The organism is Parafrankia irregularis (genome assembly GCF_001536285.1).
GTDB classification, from domain to species: Bacteria; Actinomycetota; Actinomycetes; order Frankiales; family Frankiaceae; genus Parafrankia; species Parafrankia irregularis.
In genome coordinates this window covers 1-16,014 of record NZ_FAOZ01000018.1, presented here as the reverse complement: position 1 = coordinate 16,014, position 16,014 = coordinate 1, and the positions used below count along the sequence as shown (strand labels likewise).

The window sequence follows — 16,014 nt, the reverse complement described above, 5'->3', positions numbered from 1 at the left end:
GCACAGAGGAGAGCTCAAAGCGATGGCGGGCCCGTGTGACGGGTCCGCCATCGCCTTGGGGTTCGCGATGCGGCTGCCACGCGGTGTGGTCCGCGACCAGCGCGACGCTGGCTGCCGGGCTGCCTGGCGCCGGCTGTGGACAGGTGCGCGACGAGAGGCGTTGATATATATCTATATCAATTGCCTGGAGTTTTGTGGGCGTCACAGGCCGGTGAGGGAGTCCACGTGGACATGGAGCATCCGAAACGGTTCGCGGAGACGGCGCCTGACCGTCCGGCGGTGGTCATCGGGGACCGGACTGTTTCGTACGCCGAGCTCGAGGCACGTTCCAACCAGCTGGCACACGCGCTGAGGTCGCTCGGGCTCGAGACGGGCAGTCATCTGGCCGTGCTGATGGAGAACCGGTCGGAGTATTTCGAGGTCGTGTGGGCGGGGCTGCGCTCCGGGCTGCTCGTCACACCGATCAACTGGCATCTGTCCGCCGCCGAGGCCGAGTACATCGTGGTGGACTGTGGTGCGACGGCGTTGGTCGCGTCGGCACCGCGGGCGGAAATCGCGGCCGGCATCAACGCGCCGGCACTGAAGGTGAGACTCGCCGTGGGCGGGCCCATCGACGGGTTCGTCTCCTACGAGGAGACTCTCGCAGCCCATCCCACGTCGCCGATCGGCGACGAATGCGAGGGCAACTGGATGTTCTACTCGTCGGGTACCACGGGCCGGCCCAAGGGGATCACCCCGGCGATGGTCGGTCGCCCCCTCGGTGAACCCACCGGCTTCACCGCGATGGTTCGGTTCCTTTTCGGCGGCGACGAGTCCACCGTCTATCTGAGTCCGGCGCCTTTCTACCACGCCGCTCCGCTGGGGTGGGCGACGGCTATCCATCGAATCGGCGGCACGGTTGTGGCGGTCGAACGGTTCGACGCGGGTGAGTTCCTTGGGCTGATCGAACGCCATCGGGTGACGTTGGCTCAGGTGGTGCCGACGCATCTGGTGCGGTTGTTGAAGCTGCCCGAGGTGGACCGGGCCCGGTTCGACCTGTCGAGCCTTCGGACTCTCGTGCACGCGGCGGCGCCGTGTCCGCCGGAGGTGAAGAGGGCCGTTCTGGACTGGCTCGGGCCGGTGGTCCACGAGTACTACTCCGGCAGTGAGGGCATCGGGTTCTGCGTGATCGGACCGGAGGAATGGCTTGCCCATCCGGGATCGGTCGGGAAATCCATGCTGGGGCCGGTGCACATCGTCGGGGAGGACGGCGGCGAGCTGCCGCCGCGCACAGAGGGCAGGGTGTACTTCGAGTCACCGAACGGTTTCACCTATCACGGAGATCCGGAGAAGACGGCCAGTGCGTTCAACGAGAAGGGCTGGGGCACCTTCGGGGAGATCGGCTGGGTCGACGAGGAGGGGTATCTCTATCTCACCGACCGTGCGTCGAACATGATTATCTCGGGCGGGGTGAACATCTATCCGCGTGAGATCGAGGACGCGCTGATCCTGCATCCGGCGGTCGCGGACGTCGTGGTGATCGGCGTGCCGGACGCGGAGATGGGGGAGTCCGTGCGCGCTGTCGTCCAGCCGGTGGCACCGCCGGCGGATTCCGCGGCGCTCGAGGTGGAGCTCATCGAGTTCGTTCGGGATCGCATCGCCCGTTACAAGGCGCCGCGTTCGGTGGTGTTCCTGGCCGAGCTGCCGCGCCTGCTGACCGGGAAGGTCGCCCGGCGACTGCTGCCCCCGGAGGCAACACGGTGACCGGCGCCCACGTGACGGAAGGCGGGCGGGGCCCGACGGGAACGGCGTGGCTGCTTTGACAAGGTGGCCAGGCCCTTCCGTCTCCGTGCGGTGCAGTCAGCCAGTGGTGGGGTTCCGCTGGGCGAGTAGCTGCTCCACCCCGGCCACCATGTCGGGGTGGAGCCTGGCCCGAGCCCCGCCTTCGAGGGCGGCCTTCAGGCCGGGGAGGATGTCAAACCATCAGGGCTCGGTCATCATCAGCGATACCGTGACCGCGAACTGCAGACGGGGAGGGCCCATGGCATCGAAAGGCTCGCCCCGGGAGAAGCCCCAGCAGATCGCCGACGAGCTCCGCCGCCTCATCGTCAGCGGGGAGCTGACGGACGGCGACCTGCTTGGCCGTGAATCCGACCTGGTGGCGCGGTTCGGTGTCTCCCGGCCCTCGCTGCGTGAGGCGCTGCGCATCCTGGAGGCCCAGGGGCTGATCTCGGTACAGCGCGGTGTCCTCGGCGGGATCTTCGTGCGTCATCCGGACGAGCAGGCGACCGCGCGCACCGCGGCGCTGATGCTCCTCGCCCGTAACGTTTCGCTGGCGGATGTCTTCGTCGCGCGCAGCCATCTCGAGCCGTTGGCGGCGCGTCGGGTCGCCGACCTGGACACCAGGCTCGCCGCCGTCGCCGAGCTCGAGGCGCTGATCGCCGAGCAGGAGGCGGTGATGGGCGACGCGGGGGCGTTCGCGCGTGTGAACGCGGAGTTCCACCAGCGGCTGCTCGCCCTTGCCGGGAACCAGACTCTCGCCATCGTGGCCGAGATGCTGACGGACATCGTCGCGCGCTCGGTCGCCGCGGCGCAGGACCGGGGCGTCGCCGGTTCGCTCGCCAACCGGAGACGCAGTGTCCGGTCCCAGCGCCGCCTGGTCGAGCTCATCGTGGCCTGCGACGGTCCGGGCGCTCAGGAACACTGGCGATCGCACATGGTCGCCCTCGGCAAACTGGCGCCCAGTGCTCGGGCGGAGGCCGTCGTCGACCTGATCGACGACTACTGACCCGGCGCCCGGCCGTGGGAGGGCGGGGGGACGGGCGGATCCGCGACGGCGGACGGGCTCTGCCGTGCCTGACCGTCGCCCGGGTGGTGACGGCCATCCGTCGTCACCACCCGGGCCACCGCGCCGTCACCGCCCAGGTGCGGTGCGCGGTGCCGGTCACCTGCCTGCCGGCCACCCCACGGTCTTGGTCTCGGTGAAGATCTCCAGGCCCTCGAGGCCGCACTGGCGGCCGATCCCGGACTGCTTGTAACCGCCGAAGGGGGCGTCCGCGCCGTACCACATGCCGCCGTTGATGCCGAGGGTTCCGGTGCGGATCCGCCGGGCGACGGCCTTGGCCCGGTCCAGGTCGCCGGAGGTGATCATTCCGGACAGGCCGTAGACGGAGTTGTTGGCGATGCGGACGGCGTCGTCATCGTCGTCGAAGCCGATGACGACGAGGACCGGGCCGAAGATCTCCTCCTGGGCGATGGTCATGTCGGGTGTGACGTCGGCGAACAGGGTCGGTTCGACGAAGTAGCCGCGGTCGAGGTCCTTCGGTACCCCGCCGCCCAGAACAACGCGGGCGCCCTGCTGGCGGCCGGAGTCGAGGTAGCCGAGGACCCGCTCCTGCTGGCGGCGTGAGACCTGCGGGCCCTGGAGCACCGACGGGTCGGTCGGGTCGCCGTACTTCACGCCCTCGAACGCGACCTTGGCGAGCTCGATCGCCTCGTCGTAGCGGGAGTTCGGGACGAGCAGCCGGGTCGGCATGGCGCATCCCTGCCCGGCGTGCATGCAGACCATGGCGGCGGTGGGGATCGCCTTCGTGAAGTCGGCGTCCTCCAGGACGAGGTTCACCGACTTGCCGCCGAGCTCGAGGAACGTCGGCTTCACCGTGGCGGCCGCGGCCTGCATGACCCGTCGCCCGGTTGCCGTCGAGCCGGTGAAGGCGACCATGTCGACGTCCGGCGAGGTCGAGAGCACCTCGCCGACCAGGTGGTCGGAGGAGGCGACGATGTTCACGACGCCCGGCGGGATGTCGGTCTTCTCAGCGATCAGGCGGCCCAGCCGGGTCGTGTTCCAGGGTGTGTCCGGGGCGGGCTTGAGCACGCAGGTGTTACCCATCGCGAGGATGGGGCCGAGCTTGTTCAGCGCGATCTCGAGGGGGAAGTTCCAGGGCACGATCACCCCGACGACGCCGACGGGCTCCTTCCAGACCTCGCGGGCGGAGGGGAAGCCCATGCCGAACGCGTCGTGGTCCGGCAGCGAGCGCGTCCACGGGAACGACTCGATCTGCTCGGCGGGCCAGCGCAGCGCCTCCCGCAGGGGTGCGTCGAGCTGCGGGCCGTAGGTGGTGATGACCGGGCAGCCCACCTCCGCGACGAGCTCGGCCCGCAGTTCCTCGACCTCGCCCTCGATCGCGGCCTGCAACTGCAGCAGGCCCCGCTTGCGGGCCCCGGGGTCACGCGACCACTCGGTCTGGTCGAACGCGGCGCGGGCGGCACCGACGGCCCGTTCCATGTCGGCACGGGAGGCGTCCGCGGTGACTCCCAGCACCTCCTCCGTGGCCGGGTTGATGTTGTCGAACACCCGGCCGCCCTCGGCCTCGACAAGCTTTCCGTCAATTAACAGGCGGTGCTCGGACACGGTTCAGCCCTCCGGAGGCGCCGGCTTCGCCGGCACACGTGGTTGCGGAAATGCGGACCGGCCTGGTCTGGTGGTCAGCGGCGCTCGGCGCGGGTCACCAGGCACGGACGATCCTGTCGGTGTCGTCCGTGATCAGTGCACGGACGTCGTTCTTGGCCACCTTGCCGGTGGCGGTCTTCGGCAGCTCGGCGATGACGTACAGCGCCTCGGGGCATTTGAAGACGGCCAGCCGGTCGGCCGCGAAGGCCCGCAGCTCCTCGATGCCGGGTGTGGCACCGGGCCGCGGGACGACCACCGCGCAGACCCGCTCGCCCAACATCGGCTCGTCCAGCCCGACGACGGTCACCTCGGCCACGCCCGGATGCTCGTGCAGGACCGCCTCGACCTCGGTGCAGTAGACGTTCTCGCCGCCCCGGATCACCACGTCCTTGCGCCGGTCGACGACGTGCAGGAAGCCCTCGTCGTCGAGGAAGCCGACGTCACCCGAGCGGAACCAGCCGTCCTGGAACGACGTCGCGGTGGCGGCCTCGTCGTTCCAGTAGCCCCTGGCCACCTGCGGGGAGCGGAAGCAGACCTCGCCGGTCCCGCCGGTCTGGAGCGGCTCGCCGTCCGCGCCGAGCACCCGCACGTCCGCGGTGAGGTTCGGCCGGCCGACGCAGTCCGGATGCGCCTGGAACTCGACGCCGACGTTGGTCACCACGGCGGAGGTCGTCTCGGTGAGACCGTAGCCGTTGAAGACCTGGACGTCGGGGCCGAGCACTTCGACGGCACGCGCGACGAGGTCGGGGGGAACGGCGGCACCGCCGATCGAGAAACCTCGGACGTGCTCGGCGAGCGAGGGGGTCCGCGGGTGCTCGAGTATCTGCCGCGCGACGGCTGGGACACCGCCGAGCGCGGTCACCTGCTCCGCGGCGGCGAGGCGCAGGGCCTCCTCGACGTCCCACCGGCGCATCATCACGATCTTGGCGCCGCCGAGCGGACTGGAGATGATGGTGGTGACACCGCCGATGTGGAACATCGGCCCGGTCGAGAGCGTCGCGGGCTGGCGGTTCTCGCGCGGCGCCCGGCCGGCGACGACGCCTTCACGCAGGTTCGCGAAGGCCATGTTCCAGATGTTGGCGGTCATCGCCCGGTTCGTGCTGACAGCGCCCTTGGGTCGTCCGGTGGTGCCGGAGGTGAACAGCAGCGTCACCGGGTCGTCGCGGTCCAGCCGGGCGACGGAGTCGTCGTCGATCGGCTCCGCGGCGGTGAGCTCGGCGAACGGGACGTCACCCAGGTCGGAACGCACGCCGACGAGCGTGAGGCCGTCGGGCCTGCCGGCCGCGCGCACCCGCCTCAGGCGCTCTTCGTCCGCGAACAGCACCGACACCGCGGCGTCGCGTAACGCGTAGTCGAGTTCCGGTGCGGTCCACCACGCGTTCAGCGGCGTGACGATGGCGCCGACGAGCAGGGCGCCCCAGAACGACGTGACGTACTCCGGCAGGTTGCGCATGGCGATGCCGACCCGGTCGCCGGGGCGCACGCCGTGGACCAGCCGCAGCTGCGCCGCCACCGCCCGCGCCTGCAGCCGGGTTTGGGCGAAGGTCTGCCGCTCACCCTGGTAGACCGTGTGGATCAGAGCCTGGTGGGCGGCGCCCATCAGGAAGATGTCGTTGACGGTGCGCGGTCCGCGGACGAAGTCGCGTAACGGGACGCCGTGGATCTCGACGTCATCGACCTCGAACGGCCCACCGGGGCCGACGAGGGGCGCCAGCCGCGGATCGTCGCGGTAGACCGGCGCGATGCCGGAGCCGGCCAGGCTATGTCGGGTCATCGCGGGAGAACCGCCCTTCGCGCGTGGGTCCCTGTCCGTTCCGGCCGCGGAACCGCAGGTCGACGGACCTTCCCACGATGGGTTGTACCTCATTGACCCCAAAACATCCAGATGTATCGGTGGTCGGATCGCGGGCGCGCACCTGCGGTGGACCAACGGAGCAGCAGGAGCATCGCGATGCATCGAACCCGCCACACGTTGTTAGATGTAGATGTATCACGGGCTCGGTGGTGTGAGGTCGGGTACCGGGCGCCGGCCCGCGGTGCGGCGAGTGCTCGGGCGAGTGATGAGTTCGCACCCGGCGGCCCCCCGAAGCCTGGTGCCCGGCCGTGCCCGGTTCGCGCACCATCCGCCGTCGGTGTCCGGCGTCCCCGGGCACAGTCAACCTCCCGGAGGAGTCCACCGTGACCGAAGCAGTCATCATCTCGACCGCCCGCACCCCGATCGGACGAGCCCGCAAGGGATCGCTGGTGAGCCTGGACGCCTTCGACCTCGCGGAGGTCGTCGTCCCCGCGGTGCTGGAGCGCAGCGGCGTGCCGGCCCGGGACGTCGACAGCCTGGTGCTCGCCGAGGCCTACCAGGGTGGCGGGGTCATCGCCCGCAACATCGCGGTACGGCTCGGCCTCGACGACATCGCCGGGGTCGCCACCAACCAGCACTGCGCCGGCGGGCTGAGCGCGGTCGCCATCGCCGCGGGCAGCGTCCGGGCCGGCATGGACAAGGTCGTCATCGCCGGCGGGACGGAGAGCCTCAGCAACAGCGCGATGACCACCACCCGCAAGGGCGCGGACGGGCAGCCGGTGACCTGGGTGTCGGCGTCGCACCCGGAGAGCCCGGAGGCCCCGGCTTTCGACATGTCGATCACGGTCGGTGAGAACACCGCCCGCGAGCTGGGCCTGACCCGTCTCGACGTGGACGAGTGGGCCGTGTACAGCCACGCGCAGGCGATCGCCTCGATCGACGGCGGGTACTTCACCGAGCAGATCGTGCCGGTGCCGGTGCCCCAGCCGGACGGCTCGACCCGGCTGTTCGACACCGACGAGTTCCCCCGCCGCGGCACCACGGTGGAAGGGCTGGCCCAGCTGCGGCTACTGCACCCTGAGCTGCCGAACCCGACGGTCACCGCAGGCAACGCCGCCGGTCTCAACGACGCGGCGGCCGCCGTCACGGTGGCCAGTGACGAGTACGCCGAGGCCCACGGTCTGCGCCCGCTGGCCCGGATCCGGTCGTGGGCCTCGGTCGGGGTGGCCCCGGCGCTGACCGGCCTCGGCCCCTCCCTCGCGATCCCGAAGGCGCTGGACCGTGCGGGTCTGACACTCGCCGACATCGATCTTTTCGAGGTCAACGAGGCGTTCTGCTCGGTCCCGGTGGCCACGATCCGCAAGCTCGGGATCCGGCCGGAGATCGTGAACATCAACGGCAGCGGCGCGAGCCTGGGCCACCCGATCGCGGCCACCGGCGCGCGGATGGTGGTCACCATGGTCGCCGAGCTTCGCCGCCGGGGGAACGCGCTCGGCGTGGTGTCGATGTGTGCCGGCGGTGGCATGGGTGCCGCGATGGTCATCGAGGCCCTCTGACCCCGCCGGGCTGACGGGCCGGGGAGCGGTCGGTGCCGGTCTGGCGCCCGGTCGGCGCTGGCCGCTCCCTTGACGACACCCGCCACCGGCGAAATATTTAGAGCTATGCGGGGGTCCGACTTACATCAGCGATTCGTGGGGGCGTGGCCGTGAGCGACGGGAACGGAACACGGGCCGGTGCCGCCCGGCTGACGGACGCCGCGGACCGGCACTATGACGCCATCGTGGTGGGTGCGGGCTTCGCCGGCCTCTACGCACTGCACAGGCTGCGAGCCGACGGCCTGCGGGTGCGGGTGCTCGAGGCCGCCGACAGCGTCGGCGGAACCTGGTTGTTCAACCGATACCCCGGTGCGCGCTGTGACATCGAGAGCATCGAGTACTCGTACAGCTTCTCCCCGGAGCTCCAGCAGGAGTGGAACTGGTCCGAGGTGCTGCCGGGCCAGCCGGAGATCGAGGCCTACCTGAACTTCGTCGCGGACCGGCTCGACCTGCGCCGCGACATCCAGTTCGACACCCGGGTCGTCGAGATGTCCTTCGACGAGGCCGACTCGACGTGGACGGTGCGCACCGAGGCGGGGGAGAGCTTCACCGCGCCGTTCGTCGTCGCCGCCACCGGCATCCTCTCCGCGCCGCTCGACCCGGGCATACCCGGCCTGGACACCTTCGGCGGCACCGTCCTGTTCAGCAGCCAGTACCCGCGCGAGGGCTTCGACCTCGCCGGCAGGCGGGTGGCGGTGATCGGAACCGGCTCCACCGGCGTCCAGATCATTCCGGTGGTCGCCGAGCAGGCGGAACACCTCTACGTCCTGCAGCGGTCCGCCGCCTACACGCTGCCCTCGCCCGCCCGTCCCTACGAGCCGGGCGAGCTCGACGAGCTCAAGGCGAACTACGACGACATCCGGGCCGCCCAGCTGGTCGCCCACGTGGGCGCGGCCCGCACGAGCGCCTTCTCCGTGTTCATGAACATGGGCGGTTTCCCGCCGCTGAAGACGGCGACGCGCGAGGAGCAGCTGCGCGCGATCGAGGAGAACGGCGTCAGGGGAGCGCTGTACTGGAGCGACGTGCTGTCCGACCCCGAGGCGGGGGAGCTGGCGACCGCGCTGTACGGCGAGGCGGTCGCGTTGATCGTGCGGGATCCGCGGACGGCCGCCGGCCTGACCCCGACCTACCCGTTCGGCTGCAAGCGGCCGATCATCGACGTCGGCTACTACGAGACGTTCAACCGGGACAACGTCACGCTGGTGGACCTGCGCCAGGGCGCGATCGAGGAGATCACCCCCACCGGCATCCGGACCGGGCAGGGCCATCACGAGGTCGACGTGATCCTCTTCGCGACCGGCTTCGACGCCCTCACGGGCGCGCTGACGCGCATCGACGTCCGTGGTCGGGGAGGTGTTGTCCTGGGCGACGTCTGGCGGGACGAGGGTCCCGTCGCCTACCTGGGCCTGGGGGTCGCCGGCTTCCCCAACCTCTTCCTCATCCAGGGGCCGGGCAGCCCGTCCGCGGCGTCGAACTACCTCGCGACCATGGAGTACCAGATCAGGTGGATAGCGGACTGCGTGGCCCACCTGCGCGGCGGTGGCCACCAGACGATCGAGACGCTTCCCGAGGCACAGAGCGAGTGGATCGACGGGGTGCAGGCGCTCGTGGCGGGCAGCGTGCTGCTCCACCCGAAGTGCGACTCCTGGTACAACGGCGCCAACGTCCCGGGCAAGAAGCGGATGTACACGACCTACGTCGCCGGCGTTCCGGAGTTCCACAAACAGTGTGATCAGGTCGTCGCCGCCGGCTACTCCGGCTTCAAGATCTCCTAGGGGCCTCCGGTGGCGTTCGCACAGGTCGGAGACGTCCGGCTGTTCTTCACCGACGAGGGCACCGGCGACCTGCCGCTGCTGCTCATCCACGGCTACACCTCCGATTCGCATGACTGGAGCTGGCAGCTGCCGTACCTGGCCGCCAGCCGGCGGGTGATCGCCGTCGACCTCCGCGGTCACGGGCGCTCCAGCGCGCCACCCGACGGCTACACGACCACGCAGTTCGCCGCCGACCTCGCCGGGCTGCTCGACCAGCTCGAGGTGGAGCGGGTCGTCGCCGTCGGTCATTCGATGGGTGGCAGCGTCGCCGGCAGCCTGGCGGTCGAACACCCCGACCGGGTGGCCGCCATGGTCGGTGTCGACCCGGCCTACCTGCTCCCGGACGAGATCGCCGGCGGCATCCGGCCGCTGCTCGACCTGCTCGCGGTGTCCGACCCGGTTCCCCTGGTCCAGCAGCTGGTGGGGGGCATGGATTCCCCGGCCCGGGACCTGGCCCTGCGCACCTGGCAGGTTCGCCGTATCGCCGGCATGGCCGACCACGTGCTGCGCCAGGCGCTGGAGGCCCAGGCGACCGGGATGGCGCTGCACTCGCACAGCGCGCCCTACCTGCGCAGGCGGACCTGCCCGGTGCTGACCTTCTACGCCGACCCGACGCGGGCCGCCGCCGAGCAGGCGATCTTCACGGACCCGCGGTCCCGGGTGGTGACCTGGGAGGGCGCCGGCCACTGGCTGCACCAGGAGCGTCCAGCCGAGTTCAACTCCCTTCTCACCGCGTGGCTGGAATCGCTCGCCTGAGCTGCTCCTCGGCTGCCTGTGGTGGCCACGACAGACGTCGATCTCACGCGACCGTGGGCCGGTCGTGGAACAAGCGAGGTGTCATGCGTGCGGCTGTGATCGCTTCCGGGGGCCGGTATGAGATCAGCGAGGTCCCGGATCCGTCCCCGGGCCCCGGCGAACTCCTGCTCCGCGTCACCGCGTGCGGGTTCTGCGGCTCGGACGTCAAGGCGCGGGCGGCGATGCCCGCAGGGGAGATCATGGGGCACGAGTTCGGCGGGGAGGTCGTGGGGATCGGCCCGGAGACGACGGGTTGGCGGGAGGGCACCCAGGTCGCGGTGCTGCCCGCGCTTTCCTGCGGGAGATGCGAGTGGTGCGCCTCCGGCCGGGTGATCCACTGCCCGCAGGTGCGCCTGGTCGGGCTCGGTGGCAGTGGGGGCGGTTTCGCGGAGCTGGCGGTGGTCACCGCGGCCGCCGCCATCCCGCTGGCACCGGGGATCGATCCCTTGTACAGCGCGCTGGTGGAGCCGTTCGCGGTCGGCCTGCACATCGCCCGGACGGGGCACCTGACCGAAGGCGACGACGTGCTCGTCGTCGGCGCCGGGACGGTGGGCCTCACGACGATCGCGTGGGCGCGCCAACGCGGCGCCCGGCGGATCACCGCCGTCGACCCGGTGGCCATCCGCCGGTCAGCCGCGGCATCCTTCGGGGCGACCGAGGTCGTCGGCTCCGTCGAGGAGGTCGCCGCCGGCACCTACAGTTTCGTCGCCGAGTGCGCGGGCAGGGCATCGCTGCTCGACGCCTGCGTGACCGTCGCGCGGCCGGGGGGCCGGATCGTGATGGCAGGCGTGACGATCGAGCCGACCCCGTTCGCGTCGGTCGCGGCCCTGATGAAGGAGGTCTCGGTCGGCTTCGCCGTCTACTACACCCCCGAGGAGTTCCGCACCGTCGTCGACGCGTTCGCCGGCGGGCAGATCGACCCGGAGCCGCTGATCGCCCGGTGGGTGGGCCTCAGCGAGGTGAACGAGGCCTTCGACGATCTCGCCAACGTCACCGCGAGCGCGAAGATTCTCCTCCGGCCCTGACCCCGCGTCGTCTGGCACCTTAAATCTCTAGCTCATTTGCGGGCCACGTTCCGTCGTGGATCATCTGCCGCCCGGTTCGCCGGACGTCACCCAATCCCGTGGCCTCCAGGTTCTGTGGATCGCGCCGACGCCTGCGCGGGGCGACCGCGTGGGCGTTCGGCGATCGCCGTTTGACGCCGGACTAGAAACATATATATCTATCGGCTACGCTTCTGTGTGAGTCGTCACATGTCGGGGCTAGAGGGCCTGGAGCCGGTGCCGGGCAGCCGTCGTACTGACCCCGGCTCGGACGTCGTCGTCGCCGACCCTGACGGGTCCCGTTCACCGTCCTGGCCGACGGCTCGCCGCATATCGATCACCTCGTGCGTGACACAGGAGGCCCCATGCCCACCCCGGCGGCACCCGCTGCCCCCGCTGACGGCCCACTTCTGGCGCTCGGCGGCGTCAGCAAACGATTCGGCGGCGTGCATGCACTCACCGACGTCGACCTTGAGGTCGCACCGGGAACCGTGCGTGGCCTGATCGGGCCGAACGGTGCGGGAAAGACGACGCTGTTCGACGTCATCTCCGGGATCACCCCGGCCAGCCGCGGCTCTGTGCGATTCGGCGGCGCCGACGTGACCGGCCGGTCCTCGACCGCACGCGCCCGCATGGGCATGCGTCGGACCTTCCAACGTGCCCAGGTCTTCAGCTGGCTGTCGGTGGAGGACAACGTGCTGGCAGCGTTGGAATGGCGAGGTGGCGGCGGGGGTGTCCTGGGTGACCTGTGCGGCTGGCCGGCGCGGCGGCGGCACGAGCGTGAACGCCGGGAGCGGGTCGCCGAGGTCCTCGAGTGGTGTGGCCTGACGGCCGTCCGCGGGATCACCTCCGGTTCACTGCCACTGGGGCAGCAGCGACTCGTCGAGCTGGCTCGGGCGATCGTGGATCGCCCGACCCTCCTGTTGCTCGACGAGCCCACCTCGGGCCTGGACGCCGCGGAGTCCGCGCGTTTCGGTGATCTCATCGAGTCGCTGCGGAGCGAGGGCTGCGCGGTCCTTCTGGTCGAGCACGACGCCGGGTTCGTGATGCGGATCTGTGACCGGATCTCCGTTCTCAACCTCGGCTCGGTGCTTGCGGAAGGAACCCCGGACGAGATCCAGCGTGATGAAAGAGTCCGCGATGCCTACCTTGGCTGACCGGCCGGCGATGCCAGCTGTAAAGACTCACTGGGGGAGGAACACGTGACCGAATTTCTCAGCCTGGTGGTCGCAGGTCTGGTCTCCGGCGCCTTATACGCGATTCTGGCGTCGGGGCTCACCCTCACCTATCAGACGTCGGGAGTCTTCAACTTCGGGCAGGGCGGGGTCGCGTTCGCGACCGCCTATCTCTTCTTCCAGCTGAACACCGGTCAGGACATGCCGGTGGTGCCGGCGGCTCTCCTCTGCGTCGGAGTGTTCGCGCCACTGCTCGGCTGGCTGCTGCACCGGGTGCTGTTCAATCCGTTGCGGGAGGCGTCGATCGCGGCCCGGATGGTGGGAACGCTCGGCCTGCTGATCGCGCTACCCGCGTTCGCGCTGTGGGTCACCGCGATGCTGCGCGAGAAGGCGCACTGGGATCTCCCGGCGATCGAGGACGTGTTCCTCATCCCCGGTCTCGGCCCGTCCCCGAAGGAGAGCTTCTCCCTCGGGGACGGGCTCGTCATCGACACCAACCAGCTGGCCATGCTGGGCGCGGCGATCTTCGCCGCGCTGCTGCTGTGGTGGCTGGTGCGGCACACCCGGATCGGCCTCGAGATGCGTGCCTCGGTGAGCCGGCCGAAGATCGCCGCACTGCGCGGTGTCGACCCGGACCGGGCCTCGGCCGTCTCCTGGATCCTGTCCTGCGGCCTCGCCGGCCTGGTCGGTGTGCTGCTGGCGCCGATGTTCGGGCTCGGCAGCTTCACGTTCAACACGATGCTCTTCGTGTCGATCCCGGCCGTCGTGCTGGCCCGGTTCGCCTCGATCCCGGTGGCGATGGGCGGCGGGCTGCTCCTGGGAGTGGCCCAGAACCTGGTCGCGGGCTACGTCGACCTGGACATCACCGGTTTCCCGACCGCCGTGCCGTTCATCATCCTGTTCGGCCTGCTGATCTACTTCGGTGCCGAACGTGGCCGCAGCGCCGGGGCCACGCTGGAGGAGAAGCCACCGGCGGACGATCCGACCGAGGCCTCGCCGTGGGCCCGGCGGGCACTGTGGGCCGCCGTGGTCGCGGGACTACTGGCCTACACGGCGTTCGGTGCGACGGACTTCTGGGCGGGGCTGCTCGCACAGGGGCTGGCGACCGCGATCGTGCTGATGTCGTTCACGGTCGTCACGGGTGTCGGCGGGATGGTCAGTCTCGCCCAGGCGGCGTTCGTGCTCTCGGGTGCGTTCACCGCCGGCATCCTGATCGGGCATGACGTCCCGTTCCTCCTCGCACTGCTCGCCGGGACCGCGGTGGCCGCGATCACCGGGCTGATCGTGGCGCTGCCGGCCCGCCGGCTCGGCGGTCTGCCGCTCGCCCTGTCAACCCTGGCGCTGGCGTACATCGGGCAGAACCTGCTCTTCCAGATCCACGACATCTCCAACGGCAGCTCCGGCTGGGCCGTCCCGGCGCCCGACCTGGGGATCGTCGACACGGAGAACCCGCGGTGGCTCGTCGTCCTCATGCTCGTGCTCGTCGGCCTGGTGCTCTGGCTGGTGCACGCGCTGCGTACGTCGAGTACCGGGCGCGCGATGCTCGCGGTGCGCTCCACCGAGGTCGGTGCGCGTACCAGCGGCATCGCCGTCGACCGGATGAAACTGCTGGTGTTCGTCATCTCGGCGGCGATCGCCGGCTTCGGCGGGGTGATGCTGGCGACCAGCCGGGGACGGGTCACCAACACCGACTACGACGTTCTGCTCGGCCTGGTCTGGCTTGCCACGACCGTCACCTTCAGTATTCGCCGGCCGGCCGGCGCGGTTCTCGCCGGCCTGGTCAGCGCGCTCGCGCCGCAGGCGTTCGAGGCCGTCCCGGCCTCGTCCTACTTCATGCAGGTGCTGTTCGGCCTCGGCGCGATCGGCCTGGCTCGTGACCCGGACGGAGCGCTGGCCGCCATCGGCCGCTCGAGCCAGAAACGACGACGCTCCAGGGCGGCGGCGGGCACCGCCGACGTGGTAGCTGTGTCGGAGGTGACGGCTGTGTCGGAGGTGACGGCTGTGTCGGGGGTGACGGCTGTGTCCGAGGCGACGGCTCCGTCCAGGGCCACGGCAGTGTCCGAGACAGCGGCCGCGGTGGCTGACACGACGGCGGAGCCTGCGGGCCCGGTGGTGCTGCGGGTCCAGGGCGTGCGTGCGAGCTACGGCGAGATCGAGGTGCTGCACGGCATCGACCTCACCGTCGCCGCCGGCGAGGCGGTCGCGCTGCTCGGTGGCAACGGCGCGGGCAAGAGCAGCCTGTGTGCCGTCATCGGCGGTCTGCTGGCCCCGAGCGCGGGCACGGTCATGCTCGCCGGCACGGACGTGACCCGAACCCCCGCCCAGCGTCGCGAGCGGGACAGCATCTACCTCGCACCTGAGGGCCGGGGCATCTTCCCCGACCTCACGGTCGAGGAGAACCTGATGCTCTGGCTGCGGCAGGAGGACGAGCGCACCGCGGCCTACGACGCCTTCCCGGTGCTCGGTGAGCGTCGTCGCCAGCTCGCCGGCGCCATGTCAGGTGGTGAGCAGCAGATGCTCACCCTCGCGCCGGCACTGGTGCGGCCGCCGCGCCTGCTCATCGCCGACGAACCGTCCCTGGGCCTGGCACCGCTGGTCATCGACCAGATCTACACGGCGCTGCGCGAACTGCAGGGCCGGGGCACCGCACTGCTCATCGCGGAGGAGAAGACCCGCGACGCGTTGGCGCTGGCCGACCGGGTCGCGTTCCTCACCGTCGGGAACATCTCCTGGAGTGGTCCGGTCAGTGCGGTCGACTCCGACCGTCTCGCCTCCGCCTACCTGGGCGTGGCCGTCGAGCCGGCGGAGGTCGGAGCCGAGCCGGGCACGGAACCGGAGACGGCACCGGTCGCGGAGAAGGTGGGGACCCGCGCGGGATCCCGTGTCGACGGCGGCCCGTCCGGCCCGTCGAACGACTGACAGCAGCGGGACGCCGCTGGTCACGAATGCCCCTCGCCCGGCCACGCCAGTGGCCGGGCGAGTCTCGTGTCAGGAGATCTTGTACCGGATCGGTGTCAGGAGATCTTGTAGCGGATCGGGAGCCGTTTGGGGCCGCCGACGAAGACGGTCTGCATGTACTCGGGGGTGCCGGCGAGCTCGACCTCGCGCAGGCGGGGGACGAGTTCGGTGTAGAGGGCGCGGGCTTCGAGGCGGGCGAGGTGGGTGCCGAGGCAGTAGTGGGCGCCGAAGCCGAAGCCGACGTGCTTGTTGGGGGTGCGGCCGACGTCGAAGGTCTGCGGGTCGGTGAAGACGTCCTCGTCGCGGTTGGCCGAGGGGTAGGACAGCAGGACGGCGTCGCCGGCGGGGATCGGGACGCCGCGGATGGTGGTGTCGCGGGTGGCGGTGCGCATGAAGTGCTTGACGGGGGA

11 protein-coding genes are annotated in these 16,014 nt (G+C 70.5%); 8 read left to right on the top strand and 3 right to left on the bottom strand.

Annotated elements, in window-relative coordinates; all coding sequences use genetic code 11:
• Positions 1-231: 231 nt before the first annotated feature.
• Together AWX74_RS23660 and AWX74_RS23655 are read left to right on the top strand one after the other, a co-directional pair.
• Entirely contained in the window at positions 232-1,743 is a 1,512-nt protein-coding gene (locus tag AWX74_RS23660; protein ID WP_091281367.1) for an acyl-CoA synthetase, read from the top strand.
• Between the two features lie 277 nt (positions 1,744-2,020).
• Entirely contained in the window at positions 2,021-2,767 is a 747-nt protein-coding gene (locus AWX74_RS23655; RefSeq protein ID WP_091281066.1) for a FadR/GntR family transcriptional regulator, read from the top strand.
• Between the two features lie 156 nt (positions 2,768-2,923).
• Here the strand turns inward: AWX74_RS23655 and AWX74_RS23650 are convergent, their stop codons facing one another.
• Entirely contained in the window at positions 2,924-4,390 is a 1,467-nt protein-coding gene (locus AWX74_RS23650) for an aldehyde dehydrogenase family protein (protein ID WP_193209695.1), read from the bottom strand.
• 94 nt (positions 4,391-4,484) lie between these two features.
• Positions 4,485-6,203 carry a class I adenylate-forming enzyme family protein gene (locus AWX74_RS23645; RefSeq protein WP_091281064.1) on the bottom strand — a complete coding sequence of 573 codons (1,719 nt, stop codon included), beginning with the start codon at positions 6,201-6,203 and terminating at the stop codon, positions 4,485-4,487.
• Between the two features lie 404 nt (positions 6,204-6,607).
• On the opposite strand from AWX74_RS23645, the gene AWX74_RS23640 reads away from it, so the two are divergent.
• The 6 genes from AWX74_RS23640 (at position 6,608) to AWX74_RS23615 (ending at position 15,565) form a co-directional block, all read left to right on the top strand.
• On the top strand, positions 6,608-7,780 hold the full coding sequence (locus tag AWX74_RS23640) for a thiolase family protein (RefSeq protein WP_091281061.1): 1,173 nt from the start codon (positions 6,608-6,610) through the stop codon (positions 7,778-7,780).
• Positions 7,781-7,929: 149 nt separating this feature from the next.
• The gene (locus tag AWX74_RS23635) at positions 7,930-9,594 is read left to right on the top strand and encodes a flavin-containing monooxygenase (protein WP_207550400.1); all 1,665 of its coding nucleotides are present in this window, start codon (positions 7,930-7,932) and stop codon (positions 9,592-9,594) included.
• 9 nt (positions 9,595-9,603) lie between these two features.
• Complete coding sequence (locus tag AWX74_RS23630; RefSeq protein WP_091281059.1) at positions 9,604-10,389, top strand: alpha/beta fold hydrolase; 786 nt, start codon at positions 9,604-9,606, stop codon at positions 10,387-10,389.
• Between the two features lie 83 nt (positions 10,390-10,472).
• The gene (locus AWX74_RS23625; RefSeq protein ID WP_091281054.1) at positions 10,473-11,453 is read left to right on the top strand and encodes a zinc-dependent alcohol dehydrogenase; all 981 of its coding nucleotides are present in this window, start codon (positions 10,473-10,475) and stop codon (positions 11,451-11,453) included.
• A 383-nt stretch (positions 11,454-11,836) separates the two neighbouring features.
• Positions 11,837-12,628 carry an ABC transporter ATP-binding protein gene (locus tag AWX74_RS23620; RefSeq protein ID WP_091281050.1) on the top strand — a complete coding sequence of 264 codons (792 nt, stop codon included), beginning with the start codon at positions 11,837-11,839 and terminating at the stop codon, positions 12,626-12,628.
• A 45-nt stretch (positions 12,629-12,673) separates the two neighbouring features.
• Positions 12,674-15,565 (top strand): ABC transporter permease subunit, encoded by a 2,892-nt coding sequence (locus tag AWX74_RS23615; RefSeq protein ID WP_091281047.1) that lies wholly within the window; start codon positions 12,674-12,676, stop codon positions 15,563-15,565.
• 95 nt (positions 15,566-15,660) lie between these two features.
• Here AWX74_RS23615 and AWX74_RS23610 read toward each other — a convergent pair.
• Positions 15,661-16,014, bottom strand: a 354-nt coding sequence (locus tag AWX74_RS23610) for a cytochrome P450 (protein ID WP_131799526.1), incomplete at its 5' end; no start/stop codon positions are given.

Excerpts from the sequence above, each read along its gene's own strand:
- AWX74_RS23660 (WP_091281367.1), top strand. The coding sequence starts at position 232 with ATGGAGCATCCGAAACGGTTCGCGGAGACGGCGCCTGACCGTCCGGCG.
- AWX74_RS23655 (WP_091281066.1), top strand. The coding sequence starts at position 2,021 with ATGGCATCGAAAGGCTCGCCCCGGGAGAAGCCCCAGCAGATCGCCGAC.
- AWX74_RS23645 (WP_091281064.1), bottom strand. The coding sequence starts at position 6,203 with ATGACCCGACATAGCCTGGCCGGCTCCGGCATCGCGCCGGTCTACCGC.
- AWX74_RS23625 (WP_091281054.1), top strand. The coding sequence starts at position 10,473 with ATGCGTGCGGCTGTGATCGCTTCCGGGGGCCGGTATGAGATCAGCGAG.
- AWX74_RS23620 (WP_091281050.1), top strand. The coding sequence starts at position 11,837 with ATGCCCACCCCGGCGGCACCCGCTGCCCCCGCTGACGGCCCACTTCTG.